This window comes from Geodermatophilus amargosae (assembly GCF_041028265.1).
GTDB classification, from domain to species: Bacteria; Actinomycetota; Actinomycetes; order Mycobacteriales; family Geodermatophilaceae; genus Geodermatophilus; species Geodermatophilus amargosae_A.
The window spans coordinates 1-23,527 of record NZ_JABGCW010000024.1; the positions used below are offsets into that span (position 1 = coordinate 1).

A 23,527-nucleotide genomic window follows, 5' to 3' on the forward strand; every position below is an offset into this window, starting at 1 on the left:
TGGCGGCGTCGGCCTTCTGCTGGGTGGCCTCGACGTTGCCGATGGCGGCGTCGGCCTTCTGCTGGGTGGCCTCGACGGCACCGATGGCACGGTCGGCCCGCTGCTGCGTCCGCTCGACGTTGCTGATGGCGCCGTCGGCCCGTTCCTGGGTCTTCTCGACGTTGCCGATCGCGTCGTCGGCCCTCCGCTGGGTCTCACCCACCGCGGAGATGGCCCGGCCGGCCGCCTGGATCGTGGAACCGGCCCCGTCGACGAGGGTGTCCGCGCGGCGGCGGGTGGCGTCCAGTGCGGTCACCGCGTCGTCCACCCGGTCGACCAGCCCCTCCGCCCGGACCACCACGGCGTCGGCCCGGTCCAGCAGCCCCTCGAGCCGGCCCACCGCCGCCGCCACCCGGGGCACCAGCGCGAGCGCCTCGGCGACTCCCTCGCGCAGGCTCTCGACGGCGGTGAAGACGTCGGACGGACCGGGGATCGACGGGAGCCTCACGGGCCGACGCTACGTCCGGACGGGATGCCCTGCCCGCCCGAGGAGCCCGTTCCCGCTCGATCGGGGCCCCCGAGGACGGATCGCCCGGCGGGTCACGGCCCACGTGGCCGGTCTCCGGGGGCACACGGCCGTATCGTCGAGTGCTGCCGCGCGTGCAGTGCGCGACGACACGGACGGCTTGGCACGGCCACGACGATGGGATGTCGACACCGGTGGGGGACGAGCGCGGGCGGGACGAGCGGGCCGCGGGCCGCGGCGCGCCCGGTCCGGTGACCGTCGAGCAGCTGCTGGCCCGCCAGGGCGGCGCCACGGGCCGCCGGGCCGCGCGGCGCACCGGCGAGGTGCCCATCCCGCTCGAACCCGGTGAGTCGCTGCCCCCGCACCGGGGGCCACGCCCGCCCGTGCCGGGCGCACCGCAGGCGGACCGGAGGAGCCGGCCGGGCCCGGCGGACCCGCCGGCCGGGCTCGAGGACTCCGCCGGCCTCCGGCGCGGGCTGCCGCCGGTGCCGCACGCCCCGGCCGGGGTCCAGCGCTCCGCCCCGGTCCCGCCGCTGCCCCCGCTCGGGGGAGCCGCCCGGTCCCAGCCGGTGCCGCCGCTGCCCGGCACCCCCCGCGACCGGGCCGTCCACCGGTCGGGCCCGGTGCCTCCGCTGCCGGCCGTCCACCGGTCGGGGCCGGTGCCTCCGCTGCCCGGGACCCCCGTCAGCGTCCAGTACTCACGGCCGGTCCCGCCGCTGCCGGGGACCGCGGCCTCCGGGGTCCAGTACTCGCGACCGGTCCCGCCGCTGCCCGGCCGCCCCGCGCACCCGCCCATCCCCGGCCTCGACGGCCCGGCGATGTCCGGGGTCGGCAGCACCCGGCGCCCGCTGGCCGACCACCCGCCGCGCAGCCCCGGACGCCGGCGGCTGGCCCGGGCCGCCGTGGTCCTCGGCGTGCTGCTCGGCCTCGTCATCGGCTACCACGCCGGCCTCTACGCCTACGTCGACCGGAGCATCGCCCGCGTCGGCGCGCTGACGCCCGAGGGGCCGGAGGTGATCGCCCCGCGGCTGCAGGAGGGCGCGACCACCTACCTCGTCGTCGGCACCGGCCTGCCCGGCACCGACGGCCCCGCGTCGGTGACCACGATGCTGGTGCACGTCGCCGCCGGTGAGGAGCGCGCCGTGCTGGTCAGCGTGCCGCCCACCGCGATGGTCGACACGCCCGGCTGCCGGGCCGACGACGGCTCGCTGCGGGAACCGGTGTCCGAGGCCTTCGCGACGTCGCTGCTGGCCGGCGGCCCGGCGTGCATGGTGCGCGCGGTGCAGCAGCTGTCCGGCCTGCGCGTCGACCACTACCTCGCCGTCGACCTCGCCCGGCTGCCTGCCCTGGTCGACGCCGTCGGCGGGGTGAGCGTCTGCCTGCCCACCGCCGGCCCGGCCGACACCGCGTCGGCCGCCCCGCTGCCGGCCGGCACCTCGCAGCTGACCGGCGCCCAGGCCACCCGCTACCTCGCGCCGGGGGACGCCGGGTCCGACGTCACCGGGATCGCCGCCGCCGAGCGGACCCAGCAGCTGCTGTCGGCCACACTGCGCTCGGCGATGACCGTGGGGATGCTCGCCGACACCTACGAGCTCACCCGCTTCCTGACCCGCGCCGCGGACGCGCTCACCGTCGACGAGCAGACGACGCTCGGCGACCTGCGCACGCTGGCCTCCGCGCTCGGGGGTCTCGACGAGGACGCGGTGCAGCGCGCCAGCCTGCCGGTGGCGCAGGTCGGCTACGTGCCGGCCGGCAGCGACCAGGCCCACGTGCTGCTCGACGGCGCGGCCACCCGCTCGCTGTTCGACGGCGTCATCGAGGACGGCGCCGTACCCGCCGAGCTGGCCACTCCGGTCGCCGCGGCCGCCGCGGCCCCCCTCGAGGACCCGGCCGCCGCCCCTGCCGCCGAGGGTCCCGCGGTGGACACCGGCGCCGAGCAGTCGCCCGCGAGCCCCGCCGCGCAGCCGCTGTCCGTGGCACCGGCCGCGGTCACCGTCGACGTCCTCAACGCCACCGCCACCAGCGGGCTGGCCGGCACCGTGGGCGACCTGCTGCGCCAGCAGGGCTTCACGGTGGGGGAGGTCGGCAACGAGAGCGGCACGGTGAACCAGACCGTCGTCCGCCACGGGACCGGGGTCGTCGAGCAGGCGCGCACCGTGGCCGCCGCCGTCCCCGGCGCGGTCCTGCAGCCCAGCGACGCCGTCGGCGCCACCGTGCAACTGGTGCTCGGCCCCGGCTACTCCGGCGTCGTCCCGGTCCAGGTCCCCGCCCCCGCGGCGGCCGTGGCGCCGGCGCCCGTGCCGGCCGCCGGGACCGCTGCCGCGGCGGCTCCTGCCGGCACCGGCCCCGTCAGCTGCGGCTGACAGGCGCACACACCGCGCAGGCCGGCACGGCCGCACACACGACGAGGGCCGCCGCGGGGGTCCCGCGGCGGCCCTTCCCTCGGGTGGCCCCCGTGCAGCGTCCCGCCGCGAGCTCGCGAGTGGCGGGGGGCAGGGGGGTCACTACTCAGCCGAAGCGGCCGGAGATGTAGTCCTCGGTCGCCTTCTGGTCGGGGTTGCTGAAGATCTTCTCGGTCGGGTTGAACTCGATCAGCCGGCCGGGCTGGCCCACCCCGTTGAGGTTGAAGAAGCCGGTGGACGTGCTCACCCGCGCCGCCTGCTGCATGTTGTGCGTGACGATCACGATGGTGAAGCGGTCCTTCAGCTCGGCCATCAGGTCCTCGATGGCGAGCGTGGAGATGGGGTCCAGGGCCGAGCACGGCTCGTCCATGAGCAGCACGTCGGGCTCGACCGCGATCGCGCGGGCGATGCACAGCCGCTGCTGCTGACCACCGGACAGGCCCGAGCCGGGCCGGTCGAGGCGGTCCTTGACCTCGTTCCAGAGGTTCGCGCCCCGCAGCGACCGCTCGACCAGGTCGTCGGTCTCGGACTTCTTCATCTTCTTGCTGTTGAGCCGGTTGCCGGCCACGACGTTGTCGTAGATCGACATCGTCGGGAACGGGTTCGGTCGCTGGAAGACCATGCCGATCTGCCGGCGGACGTCGACCGGGTCGGTGTCCGAGGCGTAGAGGTCCTGGCCGTCCATGACGACCTTGCCCTCGACGCGGGCGCCGGGGATGACCTCGTGCATGCGGTTCAGCGAGCGCAGGAAGGTCGACTTCCCGCAGCCGGACGGGCCGATCAGCGCGGTGATGCTGCGCGGCTCGATGGAGACGTTGACGCCCTCCACGGCCAGGAAGTTGCCGTAGTAGATGTTGAGGTCGGAGACCTCGATGCGCTTGGCCACGTGCGGATCCTCCGGGTCGGGTCGCTCAGCGACCGGTCTTGGGAGCGAAGAAGCGGCTGATCAGGCGGGCCACGACGTTGAGGGCCATGACCAGGATGATGAGGACGAGGGCCGCCGTCCAGGCCCGGTCCAGGAACGCCTGGGTGGCGGTGCCCGGCTGGGTGAGCTGGTAGTAGGCGAACACCGGAAGCGTCGCCATGCGTCCGTCGAACGGGTCGAGGTTCGTCCCGGTGATCAGGCCGACGGTGATGAGCAGCGGTGCGGTCTCGCCGACGACGCGGGCGACCGCCAGCGTGATGCCCGTACCGAGCCCCGCGACGGCGGTCGGCAGGACGACCTTGACGATCGTCCGCCACTTGGGCACGCCCAGGGCGTAGCTGGCCTCGCGCAGCTCGTTGGGGACGAGCTTGAGGACCTCCTCGCAGGAGCGGACGACGACGGGGATCATGAGGACCGACAGTGCCGCGGCGCCCATGAGGCCCATCCGGACGTCGTTGCCGAACAGCAGCGTGAACAGCGCGAAGGCGAACAGGCCGGCCACGATCGACGGGATGCCGGTCATGACGTCGACGAAGAAGGTGATCGCCCTCTTGAGCCGGCCGGAGCCGTACTCCACGAGGTAGATGGCGGTCAGCAGGCCGATCGGCACCGAGATGACCGCCGTCAGCGCGGTGATGATCACCGTGCCGAGGATGGCGTGGTACGCGCCGCCGCCCTCACCGACGACCCGGAACATCGAGTTGCTGAAGAAGGCGCCGTCGAAGCGGGCCAGGCCCTTGTCGAGGACGGTCCAGACCAGCGAGACCAGCGGGATCATCGCGATCCCGAAGGCCGTGGTGACCAGCGCGGTGACCAGCCGGTCGGTGGCCTTGCGCCGCCCCTCGACGGCCCGGGAGCCGATGTACACGGCCAGCGTCCCGAGGACCGCGCCGTAGACGACGGTCAGCGCGATGCTGAAGCCGGTGAGCAGCGACAGGAGCGCACCGACGGCGATCCCGGCGGCGTAGAGGCCCAGCGGGGCGTACCGCGGCAGGTGCCGGCGACGGGGGACAGGGCCCTGCGACTCGGGGGCGACCTGCGGCGCGGACTGCGTGGAGGTGCTCATCAGTTGGCTCCGGAGAAGTCGGCGCGCCGGTCGACGATCCAGCGGGCGAGCATGTTGACCGCGAGCGTGATGACGAAGAGCACCAGGCCGCTGGCGATCAGGGTGTTGATCCCCAGGCCGGTGGCCTCCGGGAACCGCAGCGCGATGTTCGACGCGATCGTCGAGGGGTTCGAGCTGCTGATCAGGTTGAGCGTGGCACCGGCGCCGCCGGAGAGCACGATCGCGACCGCCATCGTCTCGCCGAGCGCGCGGCCGAGGCCCAGCATCGCGCCGGCGATCACGCCCGACTTGCCGTAGGGCAGCACCGCCATCTTGATCATCTCCCAGCGCGTGGCGCCGAGGGCCAGGGCGGCCTCGCGGTGCAGCGCCGGCGCCTGGCTGAAGACCTCGCGGGCGATGGCCGAGATGATGGGCAGGATCATGACCGCGAGCACCAACCCGACGGTGAGCATCGTGCGGCCGCTGGTGGAGGCGGGACCGGCGAACAGCGGGATCCAGCCGAGGTGGTCGGCGGCCCACACGTGGAAGGGCACGAGGGCCGGCGCGAGGACCGCCAGGCCCCAGAAGCCGTAGACGACGCTGGGGATCGCCGCGAGCAGGTCGATCACGTAGCCCAGGGCGGCCGCGATCCGGCGGGGCGCGTAGTAGGTGACGAACAGCGCGATGCCCACCGCCAGCGGGGTCGCGACCACGAGGGCGAGGACGGCGCCGAGCAGCGTGCCGAGGACGAGCGGGGCGATGTAGCCGGCCAGGCCCTCGCCGCCGGGGATGTCCTCCGGCGGTGCGGTGAGCGCCGGGATCGCCTCGCTGACGAGGAACGCGGCCACGCCGGCCAGCACCAGCAGGATGAAGATGCCGGAGCCCTTGGCGCTCCCGGCGAAGACGCGGTCACCCGGACGGCGCACGACGCGCTGCTGCGGGGGTTCGGTCGGGGCCTTCGTGGCGGTCACCGCTGCTCCGGTCGGTCGGTCGGTGGTGCGGGGAGTGCCCGTCTCCGGGCGGGGCGGTGGCCCGGGGCGTCGTCGACACCCCGGGCCACCTGAGGGGTTCCGGTCAGCCGGCGGAGGAGATCGCGTCCACCGCGGTCTGCGCCTGCTCGCGCAGGGTGCCGGAGATCGGCGCGTTGCCGGCGTTCTCGGCGGCCGCCTGCTGGCCGTCCTCGCTGATCACGTAGGACATGAACGCCTTGACGGCGTCGCCGGTGGCCTGGTCGTCGTACTCGACGCATCCGACGTGGTAGCTGACGAGGACGATCGGGTACTCACCCGAACCCTCCGTCTGCCGATTGAGCTCGATGGCGAAGTCGTACTCGCCGCGGCCCTCGACGGCGGGGGAGTTCTCGACGACGGCAGCGGCGGCCTCGGCCGACGGGGCGACGAACTCCTCGCCGACGGCGACGTTGGCCACGCCCAGCTCGCCGGCGCGGCTGGCGTCTGCGTAGGTGACGGCGCCGACGGTGCTCTCCACGACGCCGACGACGCCGGAGGTGCCGTTGGCCGCTTCGCCGCCGGGCAGCGGCCACACGCCGTCGGGCTCGGAGGTCCAGACGTCGGGGGCGGTCTGGAACAGGTAGTCGGTGAAGTTGTCCGTGGTGCCCGAGTCGTCACCGCGGTGCACCGGCGTGATCGCCGTGTCGGGCAGCTGCGCGTCCGGGTTGTCCGCGGCGATCGCCGGGTCGTTCCAGGTGGTGATCTGGCCGCTGAAGATGCGGGCGATCGTGTCGGGCGTGAGGTCGAGTGAGTCGACGCCCTCGAGGTTGAAGATGACCGCGATCGGCGAGATGTAGTTCGGCAGCTCGAAGACCTCGCCGCCGCCGCAGCGCTCCTGCGCGGCGGTCAGCTCCTCCTCGTCCAGCGGGGCGTCGGAGCCGGCGAAGTCGGCGCGGCCGTCGATGAACTGCTCGCGACCGGCACCGGAGCCGGCGGGGTCGTAGCTGAACTGAACGTCGGGGTACTCGCCCTCGAAGCCGGCCTGCCAGGCCTCCATCGCCGCCTGCTGGCTGCTGGCGCCGGCGCCGGCGAGGGCGCCGCTGAGCGACGCGGCGCCCGAGTCGCTGCCGCCGCCCGAGGAGCTCTCGGACTCGTTGGCGGCGCCGCATGCGGCGAGCGCGAGGGTGCTGGTCAGCGCCGTGCTGAGGACGACGGCGCGCGACCTGGTGCTGAGCTTCAACCCAGTGCCTTTCGAAGGAGCCCGGACCTCGTTGCCGGGCAGGGGAGGACCAACGAGAGGGACGGTAGGGAGCGCAGGTGGCCGGTCCCGGGTCGCTCGATGAACGGCCGGTGAACGGCCGCGGAGCCTTTCCCGACCAGGTGAGAACGACGTCACGTCGAGCAGGTGAACCCGGGCGTTTCCGGTGGCGGGAGGCGACCGTGGTGCGGGAGGAAGGTCCGTTCGCACCACGGTCCGGAGGTCAGGGGGTGCGCCGCCAGGAGACGTCGACGGCGTACCGCGTGAAGCCGGTGCGCCCGTACAGGGTCACCGCGGCGGTGTTGTCCTCCTCGACGTAGAGGAGCACCTCGTCGAGCCCGCGCCCGCGCAGGTGCGCCAGGCCGCGGGCGGTGAGCGCCCGGCCCAGCCCGAGCCCCTGGGCGTCGGGGTCGACGCCGAGCACGTACACCTCGCCCACGGCGTCCGGGCCGGCGTCGCCGGGCGGGTGGACCTTGGTCCAGTGCGCGCCGAGCAGCGTGCCGCCGGCGTCGCGGTCGCCCCGCCAGGCGAGCAGGAACCCGGCCGGGTCGAACCAGGGCTCGGCCTCGCGCAGCAGCAGGTCCTCCGGCGTCCACGCGCCCTGCTCCGGGTGGGCGACGAAGGCCCGGGCGTTGAGCCGCAGCCAGGCCGCCTCGTCGCGGCCGGGGCGGAAGGCGGCCACGGACACGTCGGCCGGGAGGGCCGGGCCCCCGGCCAGGTCGGCGTCGCCCAGCGGACGGCGCATCTGCAGCAGCACGCGGGCCCGGGTGTAGCCGCGCCCGGTGGCCAGCGCGCTCGCGGCGGGGAGGTCGCCGTGCGCCCACACTCGCAGCGGGCGGCCGGCGGCGAGCTCCTCGAGGCGGGCGAGCAGCGCCCGCCCGGTCCCGCGCCGCCGGGCGCCGGGGGCGACGACCAGCTCGGCCTCGGCGTCCCCCGTGCCGTCGCCGAGCTCGAGCCGGGCGTAGCCGGTCACCGCGTCGTCGGCGTCGGTGGCCAGGACGTCGTGGCCCCCCGCCGGGCCGCCGTGCTGCAGCCGCAGCTCGGCCTCCTCCGACAGCGGGCGCACGCCGTCGGCCTCGGCGGCCGCGCGCAGCAGCGCGAGGACGGCCGCGGTCCGCGCGGGGTCGAGCCGCGCGGGGCCGGAGACGACGGCGGTGCTCAGAGCAGCGGGGCGGCGTCGCGCGCGTCGGCGACGGTGGTCGCGGCGGGCTCCTCCGCCTGGGCGCGGGCGGCCGCGGCGGTGGCGTCGGCGACGTGCTGGTCGAGCTTGTAGCCGACGTTGCGGACCGTGCCGATCAGCGCCTCGTGCTCGGTGCCCAGCTTGGCGCGCAGCCGGCGCACGTGGACGTCGACGGTGCGGGTGCCGCCGAAGTAGTCGTAGCCCCAGATCTCCTGCAGCAGCTGGGCGCGGGAGAAGACCCGGCCCGGGTGCTGGGCGAGGTACTTGAGGAGCTCGAACTCCTTGTAGGTGAGGTCGAGCGGGCGGCCGCGGAGCTTGGCCGAGTAGCTGTGCTCGTCGATGACCAGCTCGCCGGCCTGGGTGACGCCGCCGTCGGCGCCGTCGGCCGGGGTGGCCGCGGCCAGCCGGCGGGCGGTGGCCCACTTCAGCCGCGCGTCGACCTCCGCCGGGCCGGCGGTGTCGAGCAGGACGTCGTCGACGCCCCAGTCGGCCGACAGCGCGACCAGCCCGCCCTCGGAGAGGACGGCGACGAGGGCGGAGGCGACCCCGGTGGAGGACAGCAGGCCGCACAGCGTGCGGGCCTGGATGAGGTCGTGGCGGGCGTCGACGAGCACCACGTCGCCGGAGTCGCCGTCGAGCAGGCTCGACAGCTCGGGGGCCACGACGCGCACCTGGTGGCCGAGCAGGCCGAGGGCGGGCAGCACCTCGGTCGTGGCCTGACGCGCCGCGGTCATGAGCACGAGTCGCATGTCGTCTCCTCGGGGAGGGCAGTCGACGGCGCTGTCGAACCGGGACCGCAGGATAACCGACGTGTCCCCGTTCCCCGGCGAACCGCCCGGTACCGGTCCCGGGTCGGATCGACTCATGGCCGTCGCCGGGCCGGGACACGCGTGCCACTCCGCTCGCCGGGCGGGCGGGATCTGCGACGATCGGCGCGAGCGGGAGACGACGGCACCGGCGGGGATGCCGGGCCGCCCCGGGCGGGGAGGGCGCGTGACCACGGCGCTGGATCCCCGGTCCGCCACCCGGGCGCGGCACGTCGCCGCCGCGGTCGTCGCGGGAGCCGCCGTCGCGCTCCTGCTGCTCGCGCCTGACCTGCTCGGCGGGCACGGCCGGCTGGTCGCCGTCCTGGTGCTGCAGGCGGTCCTGGTGGCCGCGTGGGTGACCGCCACCGCACCGGCCGGCGCTGCGGGCGTCGCGGTCCTCGGGGCCGCGGCCGCGGTCGGCGCCGACCTCGCCGTGGACCTGCTCGCTCCTTCCGGGGACCGGCCCGGTCCCGGGCTGCTGCTGGCCGTGGCCGGTCCCGCGCTGATCGCCGCCGTGCTGCACCAGATGCTGCGCCGGCCGCCGCGCACCGACGTCGTCGGCTCCCTCGGCAGCGTCGCGCTGCTGGTCGCGGCCGTCTGCGCGCTGGCGCTCCTCCTGCTGCCCGACGTCACCGGGGACGTCGGCGACCCCGCCGGCTCGCCGCTGCTCGTCGTCGGCGCCGCGCTGGTCGCCGGGCACCTCGTCGACGCGGTCCTGCCCCGTCCCGCGGTCGCCGCCGGGGCCGACCGCGGTGTGCCGGGGCTGCTGCTCGCCGCCGCGGCCGGGGTCGCCGTCGCGCTGCTCGCGAGCGGCACGGGGGAGCTGGTCGACGTGGTCTCCGGCACCACCACGGGCCTGGTGCTCGGCCTGGTCGCCGCGCTGGGCGGGACGGCCGCCTCCTTCGTCGTCGTCGGCGAGGCCAGGGGCCGGGCCGCCGCGGCGGGGGCCGCGGTCGAGGCCGTGCTGCCGCTGTCCGTCTGCGCGCCCGTGCTGCTGGCGCTGGCCGTCGTCTGACCCGGTGCGCGCCCTCCTCGTCGTCCTCGCGCTGCTCGTCGTGCTCGCCCTCGTGGCCGACCCGGTGGCCGAGGGCATCGCCGAGGACCGGGTGGCCGAGGCGCTGCGCGACGCGGGCGGGCTGGCCGGGACCCCCGACGTCGACGTGCAGGGGTGGCCCTTCCTCACCCAGGCGGTGTCGGGCACCTACGACGACGTCCGCCTCGCCCTGACCGCCGCGGAGCTCGGCCTGCCCGAGGGCACCCGCGCCGACGTCCGCCTGCGCGGGGTCCACGTGCCGCTGTCCGGCGCGCTGTCGGGATCGGTGCAGGAGGTGCCCGTCGACCGGGTGGACGGCACCGCGACGCTGTCCTACGCGCTGCTCGAGCAGCAGTTCGGCGGGAACACGACGCTGGCCCGCGAGGGCGACGGGCTCCGCGTCACCCGCACGGTCGAGGTGCTCGGCTACTCCGTGCCGCTCACCGCGGTCGGCACGGTGTCGCTCGACGGCCAGGACCTCGTGGTCGACGTCGAGGAGGCGGAGGCGGCCGGCGTCGGCGTCCCCGACGTCGTCGTCGACCGGGCCGCCGACCTGCTCGACCTGCGCTACCCCGTCGAGCTGCCGTTCGGGCTGCGGCTGACGGGCCTGCGGCCGGCCGACGACGGCGTCGACGTCACCGCCGAGGCCACCGACACGGTGCTGCGCGCGTCCTGAGGCCCGCCCGGGAATGCGCACCGGACCGGTCGGGTTGGTGCCGGGGACGAGCGGACCGGCGGAGCCCGCCGCGGCGGCCGGTCGCGAGCGGCGGAGGAGGGGTGCGTGGGCGGACCCACCGCGGTGCTCGAGGACCTCGGCGTGCGGCCGGCCGACGCGGACCTCACCGTCGTCCAGTTCTCCACCGCGTTCTGCGGGCCCTGCCGGACCACGCGCGCCCGGTTGCAGCACCTGCAGGCCACCCGGCCGGGGCTGGCCTACGTCCACGTCGACGCCGAGAGCCACCTCGAGGCCGTGCGCGCGCTCGACGTCCGGCGCACGCCGACGCTGTTCTACCTCGACCGCGAGGGGCGACTGCTCGGCCGCAGCAGCGGTGCCCCGCGGCCGCAGGAGCTCACCGCCCTCGTCGACGCCCACACGGGGACACGGGCGTGATCGGTTACCCTCGGCGCGTGGGCACCCTGCTGACCTCGCGCCGCACAGTCGACCTGTGCCGCGTCGGCAGCTGCCTGTGTCGCGCCTCCTGAGGGCGGCCCCGCTCCGCCCAGACGTGCCCTGACCGCCGTCCGGAGAGCCCATCCATGTCGCAGAGTCCTGCCCGCACGGTCGCCGCGCGGGTCCCCGGCGCCGCCGTCGACGGCGAGCCGGACCCGGCCGTCCGTCGGGCCGGCCCTGCCCGCACCGCCTGATCGTCCGCACACCCACCACACGGAGGAGTACCCCCATGAGCCGCACCGACGTGCTCGTCACCGCCGACTGGGCCCAGGAACACCTCGGCCAGCCCGGCATCGTCTTCGTCGAGGTCGACGAGGACACCAGCGCCTACGACGGCGGCCACCTCGAGGGCGCCGTCAAGCTGGACTGGAAGAAGGACCTGCAGGACCCGCTGCGCCGCGACTTCGTCGACAAGGGCGCCTTCGAGGCCCTGCTGTCCTCGCGCGGCATCGCCAACGACGACACCGTCGTCCTCTACGGCGGCAACAACAACTGGTTCGCCGCCTACGCCTACTGGTACTTCAAGCTCTACGGCCACCAGGACGTCAAGCTGGTCGACGGCGGCCGCAAGAAGTGGGAGCTCGACGGCCGCCCGCTGTCCAAGGACGCCGTGGAGCGCCCGGCCACCGAGTACACGGCGCAGGAGCCGGACCTCTCGATCCGGGCCTTCCGCGACGAGGTCGTGGCCTCGATCGGCTCCAAGAACATCATCGACGTCCGCTCGCCCGACGAGTTCTCCGGCAAGATCCTCGCCCCGGCGCACCTGCCGCAGGAGATGGCGCAGAAGGGCGGCCACGTCCCCACGGCGAAGAACATCCCGTGGAGCAAGGCGGCCAACGAGGACGGCACGTTCAAGAGCGACGAGCAGCTCGAGGCGCTCTACGCCGAGCAGGGCTTCGACGACACGAAGCCGACCATCGCCTACTGCCGGATCGGCGAACGCTCGAGCCACACCTGGTTCGTGTTGCGCGAGCTGCTCGGGAAGACCGACGTCAAGAACTACGACGGCAGCTGGGTCGAGTACGGCTCGCTCGTCGGCGTCCCGATCGAGAAGTGAGCTGACATGTGCGGAGCTCCGAAGCAGGGCGGCGCCCTCGCCGGCATCGACCTGGACACCCAGACGGTCATCCAGGGCCAGGTCTGGCACGACGGCGCCCCGGTGGCCGGCGCCTACGTGCGGCTGCTCGACGAGACCGACGAGTTCACCGCCGAGGTGGTGACCAGCCCGGAGGGTGAGTTCCGCTTCTTCGCCGCGCCGGGGAAGTGGAAGCTGCGCTCGCTGGCGCCGGTCGGGCGCGGTGAGCGCGTCGTCGACGCCGAGGTCGGCCTGACCGAGACCACCGTCGTCCTCGAGTAAGGACCCCCGTCCCCCTCGCCACTCGCAGGCTCGCGGCGAGCCTCTGGACGGGGGCCGACCCAGCGCCCCTCCCGGCCCCGGCCGGGAGGGGCGCTGCGTGTCCGCGGGGCAGGATGGGCCCGTGCGCAGGTCGTCCGTGGTGACCGGCGGCGCCCGCGGGATCGGGCGGGCCGTCGCGGCGCGGCTGCTGCGCGACGGCGCGACCGTCGTCGTGCTCGACCGGGACCCGCCGGAGCAGCCCGCGGACGGGCCGGTGTCCGTGACCGGCGACACGGCCGCGAAGGCGGCGGTCGGGGGCCTGACCCGGGCGCTGGCGGTCGACGCCGGCCCGTCAGGGATCCGCGTCGACGCCGTCGCGCTCGGATCGGTCGACACCGCGCGCCACCGGACACTGCTGGCCGGCCAGGACCCCGAGCAGGCAGCCCGCACCGAGGCGCAGATGGCTGCCCTGCACCCGCTCGGCCGCGTGGGGACACCGGAGGAGGTCGCCGAGGCGGTGACCTCCCTGCTGTCCGACGCCGCGGCCTTCGTCACCGGGGTGGTGCTGCCGGTCGACGGCGGCCGCGCCGTCCGGGGCGCGGACCCGGGGGAGGCCTGAGCGGCGACGCCCAGCCGCGTCCGGTCCGCCCGCGCACGGTCCAGGCCAGAGCCAGCAGGACGGCGGTCCCCAGCGCCACGCCGCCGCCGGTGAAGGCGGCCGCCACGGCTCCCGACCGCACGTCCGGCGCACCCGCGGCCGCCATCGCGCCGGCCGCACCGGCCGCGACCGCCAGGGCGGTCCACGGCAGCCACCACAGCGGCCGCGACACCGCCGGCCCGGCCGGGGTGCGCCGCCACCAGCCGACCAGCCAGCCGGCGAGCACCAGCCCGCCGGCCAGCCCGCTCAGGTCCTGCGCCCAGGAGTACCCGGGCACCCCCGCCCAGGTCGAGGCCAGCGCCGGCACGTGCCCGGCGCCCCAGCGCCCGGGGTGGGTGAACTCGTCCCACAGGACGTGCGTGGCCGCGCCGGCGGCCAGCGCGGCCGGCACCGCGGCACCCTGGCGGGCGGTGCGCAGCCGCCGGCGCAGCCCGGGCGCCGCCCGCGCCGGCAGCCGCGCCACCAGCGGCGCCGGCGCCCAGGCGAGCACCGGGCGGGAGAGCAGCCCGTGCCACAGCGCCCACAGCAGCGCGCCCAGCAGCACGTCGGTGGTGACGACGGAGAGCGCGGTGTGGGTCGGCGCGCCGAGGTCGACCGGCAGGAAGAAGGGCAGGTCGGGAGCCAGCGAGCCGGCCACCAGTGCCGAGGCCGGCAGGCCCGTGCGCAGCAGCGGCAGCACGGCCGCGGGGTGGCTGCCCGTGAACGGCACGGGCCCCATCCTGCCCGGCCCGGCGGGTCCGGCCGCGGTGCGCCGGGCAGGCTGCCTACCGTGGCGTCGTGGTCGCCGCCTGGGTCCTCGTCGCGCTCGCGCTGCTGATGGCGCTCGCGTGCGCGGTCGCCGTCCGCCGGCTGGCCCGCCGTCCCCGCGCCCGGCGGGAGCCCGCGCGCGTGCCGCCGTCCCCACCCGGACGCGCCGCCCGCGGGCGCTGACTACCGTGGCGGGCATGTCTGCCCGGGACGCCGGCCGGTGACCGGCCCGACCGACCTGCCCGTCGTCGACACCGTCGACGTCCGCGACGGCCCCGAGGTGGCGCACGGCCTGCTGTCGGTGCTGCCGCTGCTGGGGGAGTGGCACGGCGAGGGCGTGCTCGCCGGAGGGCAGGCCGGTGGTGCTGCCGGTGACCGGCGCTTCGGCCAGTGGGTGCGCTTCGCGCACGACGGCCGTGACTTCCTCGCCTACGAGTCGCGCACCTGGCTCATCGGCGACGACGGCCGGGTCGAGGGCCCGGCGCTGCGCGAGACCGGCTTCTGGCGGCCTCGCGGGGAGGACGACGTCGAGCTGCTGGTGGCCAGCCCCGACGGCCTGATCGAGCTCTACGTCGGGACGGCGCGCACGACCACGAGCTGGGAGCTGACCAGCGACGTCGTCGCCCGGACCCCCGACGCGCCGGAGACCATCCGCGCCGTGCGGCTGTACGGCATCGTCGAGGGGGCGCTGATGTACGCGATCGACCGCGCCGGGGCGGACACGCCGCTGCGGCCCACGATGTCGGCGCGCCTGGAGCGCCTCCGGTGAGCGGGACCCCGCGGGGATCCACCCACCCCACCACCCCGCGCACGGTGGCCGACCGCTACGTCGACGCCGTCTGCGACCTCGACCCGATCGTCGCTACGTCGCTGGGCACCCGCCCCGGCGACGACCGGCTGCCCGACCCCAGCCCGGCCGGGCTCGAGGCCGAGGCCGAGCTGACCCGCCGTACGCTCGCCGAGCTCGACGCCGTCCTCGCCGCCGACCCCGCCCTGGAGGACGACGCGGTCGAGCGCCGCTGCGCCCGCCTGCTGCGCGAGCGGCTGGGCGCCGAGCAGGCCGCGCACGAGGCCGGCGAGGGCTTCCGCGCGCTGTCGAACCTCTTCAGCCCGGTGCACTCGATCCGCCAGGTCTTCCTGCTCATGCCCACGGCGACCGACGACGACTGGGGCGTGGTCGCCCGCCGGATGGCGCGGGTGCCCGAGGCCTACCGCGGCTACCTCGACACGCTGCGCGAGGGTGCCCGGCGCGGGCTGCTCGTGGCGCCGCGGCAGGTGTCCACCGTCGTCGGCCAGCTCGACGAGTGGCTGCGCGGGCCCTTCTTCGGGCAGCTGGCCGGCTCCGGGCCCGACGCGGTCCGCAGCGAGCTCGACGCCGCGGCACGGGACGCCGACGCCGCGGTGGCCGAGGTCCGCGACTTCCTGCGCGAGGAGTACCTGCCGCGGGCCGAGGGGACGCCGGACGCCGTCGGCCGGGACCGCTACGCGATCGCCGCGCGGCGCTGGAACGGCTCGGACCTCGGCGCGGGCGCCGGCCTGGAGGAGGCCTACGCCTGGGGCTGGTCGGAGTACCGGCGGATCCTCGGCGAGCAGCGGGCCGAGGCGCAGGCGCTGCGGCCGGGGTCGACGCCGGTCGAGGCGATGCGCTGGCTCGACGAGCACGGCCCCGCGGTCGACGGCGTGGAGGCGATCCGCCAGCGGCTGCAGTCGATGATGGACGAGGCGATCACCGCGCTGGACGGCACGCACTTCGACCTCGCCGAGCCGGTGCGCCACGTCGAGGCCATGATCGCGCCGCCGGGCAGCGCGGCGGCGCCGTACTACACCCGCCCCGCGCAGGACTTCTCCCGTCCCGGCCGCACCTGGCTGCCCACGCTGGGGCGCGAGCGCTTCCCGCTCTGGGACCTGGTCTCGATCTGGTACCACGAGGGCGTCCCCGGTCACCACCTGCAGCTGGCCCAGTGGGCGTACGTCAGCCGCGACCTGTCGACCTACCAGACGTCGCTGGGCTCCGTCAGCGCCAACGTCGAGGGCTGGGCGCTCTACGCCGAGCGGCTGATGGACGAGCTCGGGTACCTGACCGAGCCGGGCGCGCGGATGGGCTACCTCGACGCCCAGCAGCTGCGGGCGATCCGGGTGGTCATCGACATCGGCATGCACCTGCGGCTGCCGGTCCCCGACGACGCCGAGGGCGTCCTCGCCGGCTCCCGTGGCCGGCCGTGGACCCCGGAGCTCGCGCGGGCCTTCGCCGGCGAGCACCTGGGCAGCGACCCGGAGTTCCTCGACAGCGAGCTGATCCGTTACCTCGGCCTGCCCGGGCAGGCGATCAGCTACAAGCTCGGTGAGCGCGCCTGGCTGGCCGGCCGCGCGGCGGCCCAGCGGGCGCGCGGCGCGGACTTCGACCTCAAGGCGTGGCACATGGCCGCGCTGTCACAGGGGTCGCTCGGCCTCGACGACCTCGAGGCGGAGCTCGCGCGGCTCTAGGACGCGTCGAGGCCGATCAGCGCGCCCAGCTCGGCGACGGCCCGGGCGAAGTAGGCGTCGGCGTCCTCGACCGACCCGACGAGGTGGCCGAACAGCTCGAAGCTGACCGTGCCGAACAGCGAGCTCCAGGCCAGCAGGGCGCGCACGCGGACGGCGTCGTCGATGCCCGGGGCGTCCCGTCCGAGGACCTCGACGGCGGCGTCGCCGAGCAGGCCGGGCACGCGACCGCCGTCGCCGTGCAGCCGGCCGGCACGGGCGGCGTCGCCCAGGATCCCGCCGAGCACGACCCCGACCCGCGACGCCGCGCGGACGGTGTCCCGCGGCGCGGCGTAGCCGGGCACCGGTGAGCCGTAGAGCAGCGCGTACTCGTGCGGGTGGGCGCGCGCCCAGGCGCGCACGGCCCCGCACACCGCCGACCACCGCTCCTCCGGAGGCGCGGCCGGGTCGTCGGCGTCCTCCGCCGCCTGCCCCAGGGCGTCGTAACCGTCGATGATCAGCCGGGTCAGCAGGTCGTCGCGGCTGGGGAAGTAGCGGTACACCGCCGACGACGCCATGCCCACCTCGCGGGCCACCGCCCGCAGCGACAGCGCGGCCGCGCCGACCTGGGCGAGCTGGCGGCGCGCCGCCTCGGCGATCTCGGCGGTGAGCTCGGCGCGGACGCGCTCCCGGGCGGTGGGCACCACCGGATCCTGCCGACCGAGAGCACCACGCGCAAGAGAGAGCGCCGCTCTTGACAGCCGGAGCAAGGCGGGAGATCGTCGTCCCGGAACGAGAGCACCGCTCTCGTCGGATGGTGAGGAGATCCGCATGGCACTGCACGTGATCGTGGGCAAGGGCCCCGTGGGCACCACGACGGCGGAGGCGCTGGCCGCCCGCGGCCACCGGGTGCGGGTGCTGTCGCGCAGCGGTGGCACCTCGGCGGGCGCGGTCGAGCACCGGCGGGTGGACGCCGCCGACGCCGCGGCGCTCACCGCGGCCACCGCGGGCGCGTCGGCGCTCTACAACGCGGTCAACCCCGCCTACGACCGGTGGCCCACCGACTGGCCGCCGGTGGCCGCGGCGCTGCTCACCGCGGCCGAGCGCACCGGCGCCGTGCTCGTCACGATGGCCAACCTCTACGTCTACGGCCGCCCGGCCGGCCCGATGACGCCGGACGGCCCGCTGGCCGCCACCGACACCAAGGGCCGGGTGCGGATCGGCATGTGGCGCGAGGCGCTGGCCGCGCACGAGGCCGGGCGCATCCGCATGACCGAGGCGCGCGCCGCGGACTTCGTGGGGCCGCAGGTGCCGGCGTCGCAGTCGCACCTGGTGCGCCAGCTCCCGGCGCTGCGCCGCGGCCGGCGTGCCTGGGTGGTCGGTGACCCCGACGCGCCGCGCAGCTGGGCATACCTCCCCGACGTCGCGGCCACGCTGGCGACCCTCGGCACCGACGAGCGGGGGCTGGGCCGGGCCTGGCACGTGCCGAGCGCCCCGCCGCGCTCGCAGCGCCAGGCCCTCGGCGACCTCGCCCGCGCGATGGGCCGGGCGCCGGTGCCGGTCAGCGGCATCCCGTGGCCGGTGCTCACGGCGGCCGGCTGGTTCTCGCCGGTCATGCGGGAGGTGACCGACGTCCGGCACCAGTTCGACCAGGAGTACGTCATCGACGCGACGGCGACCACGGACACCTTCGGCCTGACCGCCACGCCCTGGGACGAGGTGGTCGCCGCGACCGCCGGCGCCCCGGTGCCCGCGCGGGCCTAGGTGCGCGGTGCGACGGGGTTGACCGCGTCGCAGTCGGGCGTGACCGGGTCGCGGGGGCCGGCCGGCGCCACCTCGAGCCGGGTGGCCAGCAGCGCGTCGACGGCGGCCACGCCGGCGCCGACGTAGGTGCTGGTGAGCGCGGGGTCGGTGACGACGCACCAGGCGCGGTCGGCCGGCCACCACAGCGCGGCGCTCTGCTCGCGCGGCTCCGGGGCGAAGTTGGTGGCGGCGCGCTGCACCGGCCCGCGGGTCAGCAGCAGGTCGGCGCGAGGGAGGCGCAGCCGGGGCAGGTCGGCGGCGCCGCCGTCGTCCCAGCCGAACCAGCACTCCCCCGGCGTCGTCGTCTGGTCCTCGAGGACAGCGACCAGTTCCCGGGCGACGTGCGCGACCAGGTGCCCCTCGGCGGGGGCGTCGTTCCACAGCCCGGGCTGGTCGGCCTCGCCGAGGTAGTCCCAGGAGCCGGTGATGCCGGGCCACTGCATGAGCCGGTGCGCGGTGGTGCCGTTGGCCGCGGCGACCTCGTCCCAGCGGACGTGCACGTCGTCGTCGCCGTCGTAGCGGACGGCGGGGTGGAAGACGCGGGCGTAGGCGGCGAAGCGGGCCGGGACGAGCGCGGCGACGGTGTCGGGAGGAGCGGCGCGGATGGCCTCGGCGACCCAGCGGCCGTCCGGCGCGGTGCGCCCAGCGGTCTGCACGGCCGCCGTTCCTCCCCCACGGTGGTGCGGATCGATCACAGGGTGGTGTCCCGTACCCGGGGGACGGACAACCCCCGGGCTGCTCCGTGGCGCCACCTGGGGCGGCAGCTCACGGGCCGACTGGACGAGTGTCGGCAGCCCGGGGGTCGGATGACTGTCCGGTTCTCGCTCGCCGCCGTGCGACGGACGGGCGATGACGTGCCACCGTTCGGATTCCACTCCGAACGGGCAGCCCATCTGGACGGCGGCTAGCGGACAGCCACCTCACGAGTCCGATGAGAAATCAATTGTTCGGACCACCTCCCCTCTCGTGTACCTCGACGGTACGTCGCGGTCCCGCGGTCGGCAACGACGTTGTTCAGCCGTCAGCCGAATCGCCGAGTCGCCGCCCGGGCGGCGGCGCACCCCGCCAGTCGGGGTCGTGGTCGGCCCGGTCGCGCACCGTGTCGCCCTGGTAGACGTCGGGGATGCCGTCGGCGTCGGCGTCGACGGACTCGAGCTCCTCGATCCGCCGGTACCGCCGGTTGCGCAGCCGCAGGACGACGGAGGCCAGCAGCGCGGAGAGCACGGTGCCGACGAGGACGCCGACCTTGACGTGGTCGTCGCGCTCGGAGCCCAGGCCGAAGGCGAGCTCGCCGATGAGCAGCGACACGGTGAACCCGATGCCGCCGAGCAGGGCCAGCCCGACCAGGTCGGGCCACCCCAGGTCGTCGGCGAACTCCGCCCGGGTGAACCGGGTGACCAGCCAGCTCGCGCCGACGATGCCGAGCACCTTGCCGAGCACGAGGCCGACGACGATGCCCAGCGCCACCCGGTCGCCGAGGGACTCGACCAGGCCCGACAGTCCGCCGACGGTCACCCCGGCCGCGAAGAAGGCGAACACCGGGACGGCGACCCCCGCGGAGATCGGCCGGAACCGGTGCTCGAGGTGCTCAGCCAGCCCCGGTCCGGCGTCCGGCCCGCCCGCGGCGTCGCTGCGCACCACCGGCACGGTGAACGCCAGCAGCACCCCGGCGACGGTCGCGTGCACCCCGGACTCGTGCACGAACACCCAGGTGAGCAGCGCCAGCGGCAGCAGCAGCCACCAGGAGCGGATGCGCTTCTGCACCAGGAGGCCGAAGACCGCCAGTGGCAGCAGGGCCAGCGCCAGCCAGCCCGCGGCGAGGGACGACGTGTAGAAGATCGCGATGATCGTGATGGCCAGCAGGTCGTCGACGACGGCGAGGGTGAGCAGGAAGGTCCGCAGCCCGCTGGGCAGGTGCGTGCTGATCACCGCGAGGACGGCGAGGGCGAAGGCGATGTCGGTGGCCGTGGGGATGGCCCAGCCGCGCAGGCCGCCGTCGCCGCCCAGGTTGAGCAGCGTGTACAGGACCGCGGGCATCACCATGCCGCCGACGGCCGCCGCCACCGGCAGCGCCGCCCGGCGCGGGTCGCGCAGGTCGCCGGCCACGAACTCCCGCTTGAGCTCCAGGCCGGCGACGAAGAAGAAGATCGCCAGCAGCCCGTCCGCGGCCCAGGTGCCGAGGGTGAGGTCCAGGTGGAGCGAGGCGGGCCCGACGCGGGTGTCCCGCAGGGACTCGTAGGCCGCCGACCACGGCGAGTTGGCCCAGACGAGGGCGATCACCGTGCCGACGAGGAGCAGGACACCGCCGACGGTCTCCCTGCGCAGGACGTCGGCGATGCGGCTGGCCTCGGTCCACGAGCCGCGGGCGAACACGCGGGTGGAGCCGTGCGGTGCGTTCATGGGGCGGCTCCGGGGTGTTGGGTCGGGTCGGACACCGCCGACCAGACTTCCCGGCACACCGCCGGACAGCCTATCGGCGCGGGCTCGTCGTCGCCGTGCGTGGGGCGGGCCGTCCGTAGAGTGGTGGGCGTGGACCCCCGCCCGGCACCGCCCCCGCGGGAGCGGTCCCTCCGGCTCGCGGAGCTGGCCGGCCGCCGCGTCGGGGTCTGGGGGCACGGCCGGGAGGGCCGGGCCGCGGTGTCGGCGGCACTGGCCGCCGGTGCCGCCTCGGTCCTGGTGGCCGACAGCCGCCCCGTGGACCCGGCGGCGCTGCCCGGCGGCGTGACCGCCACCCCCGACGTCGCCGACCTGGCCGGCTGCGACGTGGTCTTCCGGTCGCCGGGGATCAGCCCCTACCGGGAGGACGCGCGGGCGCTCGCCGACCGCACGCTCGTGACCACCGGCACCGGCGTCGCGCTGGCCGAGGCCGCCGCGCGGGAGGTGCCGGTCCTCTGCGTCACCGGCACCAAGGGGAAGAGCACGACCAGCGCGCTGGCGGCCGCCGTGCTGACCGCCGCCGGCCGCCCGGCCGTGCACGCCGGCAACATCGGCACCCCGCTGCTCGACGTCCTGCCCGGGGTGGGCGACCGGACCCTCGTCGTGGAGGTCTCCAGCTACCAGGCCGCCGCCGTGCCGGACTTCGCCGGCCGCGGCGCGCTCACCTCGCTGGCTCCCGAGCACCTCGACTGGCACGGCTCGGCGGAGACCTACTACCGCGACAAGCTGCGCGTCTTCTCCTCCTGCCCGGAGGGGTCGGTCGTCGTCAGCGCCCAGGCCCGCCCGCTGGCCGAGGAGCACCTCGACGCCGGGCGGCTGGTCGACCCCGCCGACGTGCTGCCCGCCGGCCTCGCCGCCCGCGTGCAGCCGGTGCACCTGCCCGGCGCGCACAACCGCAGCAACGTGGAGGTCGCGCTGGCCGCGTGCGCGCTGCTCGGCCTGGACCTCACCGCCCGCGCCGACGACGTCACCGCCGCCGTCGCGGCCTTCCGCGCGCTGCCGCACCGGCTCTCGCCGGTGGCCACGCTGGGCGGGGTCACGTTCGTCGACGACACGCTGAGCACCACACCGGTCTCGGTGCTGGCCGCCCTCGACGCGCTGGCCGGCCGCCCGGTCACGCTCATCGCCGGGGGCCAGGACCGGGGCCTGGACTACACGGGCCTGGCCGCGACGTTGGTGGCCCGTCGGGAGGAGGTCGCCCTGGTGACCGTCCCCGACACCGGGGCCCGGCTGGCCGACGACGTCCGCCGGGAGGCGGCCGGTGCCGCCGTGCGCCTGACCGAGACGGCGTCGCTGGCCGAGGCGGTCGCGGCGGCGATCGCCGGCACCGCACCCGGCGGCGTCGTGCTGCTCTCGCCCGGTGCCCCGAGCTACAACCGCTTCCGCGACTTCGAGGAGTTGGCAGCCACCTATGAGCAGATCCTCGTCGACGCCGGCGCCGAGCGCGTCCGTGCGTCCTGAGGCCGGCCACTTCACCGTCGCCGACCGGTCCCTCGACCCCGCGACGGGCGAGGCGGCCTTCACCTACCGGCTCGGTGACGACGAGTTCACCGAGCGGCTCACCCTCGACCCGGCGCTGCTGACCGGCCCGGCGCCGGCGCAGCTCGACGCCGCGCTGGACCTGGTGCACCTGGTCATGGGCACCAGCTACTACAAGCTCGCCGCGCCCGGCCGGGTCACCGTCGAGCGACCGGTCACCGCCGCGCAGCTCGCCGTCGCGCAGGCCGCCTACACGCACGGGCTCGGGGAGTTCGCCGCGGTGAACCGGCTCCCGGTGCCGCACCGCGTCGACTTCGACGCCGAGGTGCGCGAGCCCGGGGCGGCCCCGGCCGGCGGCGGGCGCGGCGCGCTGCTGCCGGTGGGCGGCGGCAAGGACTCCGCCCTCGCGCTCGTCGTCATCCCCGACGGCACGGCGCTGGCGGTCAACCCGACCGGCGCCCAGCGGGACGTCGCCCGCGCGGCCGGCGTCCCGCTGGTCGAGGTCCGGCGGAGGCTCGACCCGCTGCTGGCCGAGCGGACGGCGCAGGGCGGGCTCAACGGGCACGTGCCGGTGACCGCGATCAACTCCTCGATCGCCACGCTGGTCGCCGTCCTCGGCGGCCACGACCCGGTGGTGTTCGCCAACGAGCGGTCGGCCGACGAGGAGACGCTCACCGTCGACGGCGTGAGCGTGAACCACCAGTACTCGAAGTCCCACGAGTTCGAGCGCCTGTTCGCCGCGGCCGCCGCCGAGGTCGGCACCGGGTACTTCAGCCTCACCCGGCAGCTGTCGGAGCTGGCCACCGTGGCGGCCGTCGCCGCGCTGCCGCTGCGCGCGGACATCCTCAGCTGCAACCGCTCCTACACCCAGCGGCACCTGGGCGGGCAGGCCGAGCAGCGTTGGTGCCTGCACTGCGACAAGTGCCTGTTCACCTTCCTCTGCTTCGCCGTCTTCCTGACCCCGGCCGAGGCGGAGGAGATGTTCGGGGGCGACCCGCTCGCCGACCCCTCGCTGGCCGACGGGTTCCGGAAGCTGTGGGCGACGGAGAAGCCGTTCGACTGCGTGGGCGAGCGCGCCGAGAGCGCCGCGGCGATGGCCCACCTGGCGGCCAGCCGGTCGTGGGGCGACGCGCCGGTGGTGCGGGAGCTGGGTGCCGAGGCCGCGGCCGCCGCCGAGGTGACCGGTGCGACCGTCGCGCGGTTCCTCCCGCCGCGCGGCGGGCACGGCATCCCCGAGCGTTACCTGACGTCCCTGCAGAGGGTGCTGGCCGGCGCCCGCAGCGCCGTGGACTGACGGTGATCCGGACCCGGCCGGCGGGACCGGAACTAGGCT

The 23,527-nt window shown here is 76.0% G+C and carries 23 protein-coding genes and 1 pseudogene; 13 read left to right on the forward strand and 11 right to left on the reverse strand.

What is annotated here, in order from left to right; all coding sequences use genetic code 11:
- Positions 1–487: pseudogene (locus HLV61_RS22565) on the reverse strand (hypothetical protein); the annotation flags it as partial.
- A 200-nt stretch (positions 488–687) separates the two neighbouring features.
- Here HLV61_RS22565 and HLV61_RS22570 point away from each other — a divergent pair.
- On the forward strand, positions 688–2,868 hold the full coding sequence (locus HLV61_RS22570; protein ID WP_369259586.1) for an LCP family glycopolymer transferase: 2,181 nt from the start codon (positions 688–690) through the stop codon (positions 2,866–2,868).
- Between the two features lie 145 nt (positions 2,869–3,013).
- Here the strand turns inward: HLV61_RS22570 and pstB are convergent, their stop codons facing one another.
- The 6 genes from pstB to HLV61_RS22600 form a co-directional block, all read right to left on the reverse strand.
- On the reverse strand, positions 3,014–3,793 hold the full coding sequence (gene pstB, locus HLV61_RS22575; protein WP_369259588.1) for a phosphate ABC transporter ATP-binding protein PstB: 780 nt from the start codon (positions 3,791–3,793) through the stop codon (positions 3,014–3,016).
- 25 nt (positions 3,794–3,818) lie between these two features.
- Positions 3,819–4,898, reverse strand: coding sequence for a phosphate ABC transporter permease PstA (gene pstA, locus HLV61_RS22580; protein ID WP_369259590.1), 1,080 nt, complete (start codon positions 4,896–4,898; stop codon positions 3,819–3,821).
- Positions 4,898–5,848, reverse strand: a complete 951-nt coding sequence (gene pstC / locus HLV61_RS22585; RefSeq protein ID WP_369259592.1) for a phosphate ABC transporter permease subunit PstC — start codon at positions 5,846–5,848, stop codon at positions 4,898–4,900. The genes pstA and pstC overlap by 1 nt, the downstream gene beginning before the upstream one ends.
- A gap of 103 nt (positions 5,849–5,951) precedes the next feature.
- Entirely contained in the window at positions 5,952–7,067 is a 1,116-nt protein-coding gene (gene pstS, locus HLV61_RS22590) for a phosphate ABC transporter substrate-binding protein PstS (RefSeq protein ID WP_369259594.1), read from the reverse strand.
- 241 nt (positions 7,068–7,308) lie between these two features.
- Positions 7,309–8,247 carry a mycothiol synthase gene (gene mshD / locus HLV61_RS22595; RefSeq protein ID WP_369259685.1) on the reverse strand — a complete coding sequence of 313 codons (939 nt, stop codon included), beginning with the start codon at positions 8,245–8,247 and terminating at the stop codon, positions 7,309–7,311.
- Positions 8,244–9,014, reverse strand: coding sequence for a winged helix-turn-helix transcriptional regulator (locus HLV61_RS22600; protein ID WP_369259596.1), 771 nt, complete (start codon positions 9,012–9,014; stop codon positions 8,244–8,246). The genes mshD and HLV61_RS22600 overlap by 4 nt, the downstream gene beginning before the upstream one ends.
- A gap of 244 nt (positions 9,015–9,258) precedes the next feature.
- On the opposite strand from HLV61_RS22600, the gene HLV61_RS22605 reads away from it, so the two are divergent.
- The 6 genes from HLV61_RS22605 (at position 9,259) to HLV61_RS22630 (ending at position 13,230) form a co-directional block, all read left to right on the forward strand.
- On the forward strand, positions 9,259–10,086 hold the full coding sequence (locus HLV61_RS22605; protein ID WP_369259598.1) for a hypothetical protein: 828 nt from the start codon (positions 9,259–9,261) through the stop codon (positions 10,084–10,086).
- Positions 10,087–10,090: 4 nt separating this feature from the next.
- Entirely contained in the window at positions 10,091–10,780 is a 690-nt protein-coding gene (locus tag HLV61_RS22610) for an LmeA family phospholipid-binding protein (protein ID WP_369259600.1), read from the forward strand.
- Positions 10,781–10,885: 105 nt separating this feature from the next.
- On the forward strand, positions 10,886–11,215 hold the full coding sequence (locus tag HLV61_RS22615) for a TlpA family protein disulfide reductase (RefSeq protein ID WP_369259602.1): 330 nt from the start codon (positions 10,886–10,888) through the stop codon (positions 11,213–11,215).
- Positions 11,216–11,504: 289 nt separating this feature from the next.
- The gene (locus HLV61_RS22620) at positions 11,505–12,332 is read left to right on the forward strand and encodes a sulfurtransferase (RefSeq protein WP_369259604.1); all 828 of its coding nucleotides are present in this window, start codon (positions 11,505–11,507) and stop codon (positions 12,330–12,332) included.
- Between the two features lie 6 nt (positions 12,333–12,338).
- Positions 12,339–12,632 (forward strand): DUF1416 domain-containing protein, encoded by a 294-nt coding sequence (locus tag HLV61_RS22625; protein WP_369259606.1) that lies wholly within the window; start codon positions 12,339–12,341, stop codon positions 12,630–12,632.
- 121 nt (positions 12,633–12,753) lie between these two features.
- Positions 12,754–13,230: an SDR family NAD(P)-dependent oxidoreductase gene (locus tag HLV61_RS22630; RefSeq protein ID WP_369259608.1), complete on the forward strand. Its 477-nt coding sequence runs from the start codon at positions 12,754–12,756 to the stop codon at positions 13,228–13,230.
- Here HLV61_RS22630 and HLV61_RS22635 read toward each other — a convergent pair.
- Entirely contained in the window at positions 13,163–13,978 is an 816-nt protein-coding gene (locus HLV61_RS22635; RefSeq protein ID WP_369259610.1) for a DUF4184 family protein, read from the reverse strand. The genes HLV61_RS22630 and HLV61_RS22635 overlap by 68 nt on opposite strands.
- A 68-nt stretch (positions 13,979–14,046) precedes the next feature.
- Here HLV61_RS22635 and HLV61_RS22640 point away from each other — a divergent pair, with 68 nt between their 5' ends.
- Genes HLV61_RS22640 through HLV61_RS22650 form a run of 3 tightly spaced genes read left to right on the forward strand, consistent with a single transcriptional unit; the run spans position 14,047 to position 16,500 of the window.
- A complete protein-coding gene (locus HLV61_RS22640; RefSeq protein WP_369259612.1) occupies positions 14,047–14,199 on the forward strand; it encodes a hypothetical protein in 153 nt (50 codons plus the stop codon).
- A 37-nt stretch (positions 14,200–14,236) separates the two neighbouring features.
- A complete protein-coding gene (locus HLV61_RS22645; protein WP_369259614.1) occupies positions 14,237–14,785 on the forward strand; it encodes an FABP family protein in 549 nt (182 codons plus the stop codon).
- Complete coding sequence (locus HLV61_RS22650) at positions 14,782–16,500, forward strand: DUF885 domain-containing protein (protein WP_369259616.1); 1,719 nt, start codon at positions 14,782–14,784, stop codon at positions 16,498–16,500. Before HLV61_RS22645 ends, HLV61_RS22650 begins: the two co-directional genes overlap by 4 nt.
- Here the strand turns inward: HLV61_RS22650 and HLV61_RS22655 are convergent.
- Positions 16,497–17,180: a TetR/AcrR family transcriptional regulator gene (locus HLV61_RS22655; RefSeq protein ID WP_369259618.1), complete on the reverse strand. Its 684-nt coding sequence runs from the start codon at positions 17,178–17,180 to the stop codon at positions 16,497–16,499. The two genes, HLV61_RS22650 and HLV61_RS22655, sit on opposite strands and share 4 nt — an antisense overlap.
- 127 nt (positions 17,181–17,307) lie before the next feature.
- On the opposite strand from HLV61_RS22655, the gene HLV61_RS22660 reads away from it, so the two are divergent.
- Positions 17,308–18,240, forward strand: coding sequence for an NAD-dependent epimerase/dehydratase family protein (locus tag HLV61_RS22660; protein WP_369259619.1), 933 nt, complete (start codon positions 17,308–17,310; stop codon positions 18,238–18,240).
- Here HLV61_RS22660 and HLV61_RS22665 read toward each other — a convergent pair.
- Positions 18,237–18,935, reverse strand: a complete 699-nt coding sequence (locus HLV61_RS22665) for a hypothetical protein (RefSeq protein WP_369259621.1) — start codon at positions 18,933–18,935, stop codon at positions 18,237–18,239. The genes HLV61_RS22660 and HLV61_RS22665 overlap by 4 nt on opposite strands.
- Positions 18,936–19,293: 358 nt before the next feature.
- On the reverse strand, positions 19,294–20,679 hold the full coding sequence (gene nhaA, locus HLV61_RS22670; protein WP_369259623.1) for a Na+/H+ antiporter NhaA: 1,386 nt from the start codon (positions 20,677–20,679) through the stop codon (positions 19,294–19,296).
- A 129-nt stretch (positions 20,680–20,808) separates the two neighbouring features.
- Between nhaA and murD the strand changes: the two genes are divergently transcribed.
- Together murD and HLV61_RS22680 are read left to right on the forward strand one after the other, a co-directional pair.
- Positions 20,809–22,176 carry a UDP-N-acetylmuramoyl-L-alanine--D-glutamate ligase gene (gene murD, locus HLV61_RS22675; RefSeq protein WP_369259625.1) on the forward strand — a complete coding sequence of 456 codons (1,368 nt, stop codon included), beginning with the start codon at positions 20,809–20,811 and terminating at the stop codon, positions 22,174–22,176.
- Complete coding sequence (locus HLV61_RS22680) at positions 22,166–23,488, forward strand: hypothetical protein (RefSeq protein WP_369259627.1); 1,323 nt, start codon at positions 22,166–22,168, stop codon at positions 23,486–23,488. Before murD ends, HLV61_RS22680 begins: the two co-directional genes overlap by 11 nt.
- Positions 23,489–23,527 lie beyond the last annotated feature (39 nt).

Coding starts and splice junctions, on each gene's coding strand:
- pstA (WP_369259590.1), bottom strand. CDS start 4,898: ATGAGCACCTCCACGCAGTCCGCGCCGCAGGTCGCCCCCGAGTCGCAG.
- HLV61_RS22625 (WP_369259606.1), top strand. CDS start 12,339: ATGTGCGGAGCTCCGAAGCAGGGCGGCGCCCTCGCCGGCATCGACCTG.
- nhaA (WP_369259623.1), bottom strand. CDS start 20,679: ATGAACGCACCGCACGGCTCCACCCGCGTGTTCGCCCGCGGCTCGTGG.
- HLV61_RS22570 (WP_369259586.1), top strand. CDS start 688: ATGTCGACACCGGTGGGGGACGAGCGCGGGCGGGACGAGCGGGCCGCG.
- HLV61_RS22620 (WP_369259604.1), top strand. CDS start 11,505: ATGAGCCGCACCGACGTGCTCGTCACCGCCGACTGGGCCCAGGAACAC.
- HLV61_RS22660 (WP_369259619.1), top strand. CDS start 17,308: ATGGCACTGCACGTGATCGTGGGCAAGGGCCCCGTGGGCACCACGACG.
- HLV61_RS22600 (WP_369259596.1), bottom strand. CDS start 9,014: ATGCGACTCGTGCTCATGACCGCGGCGCGTCAGGCCACGACCGAGGTG.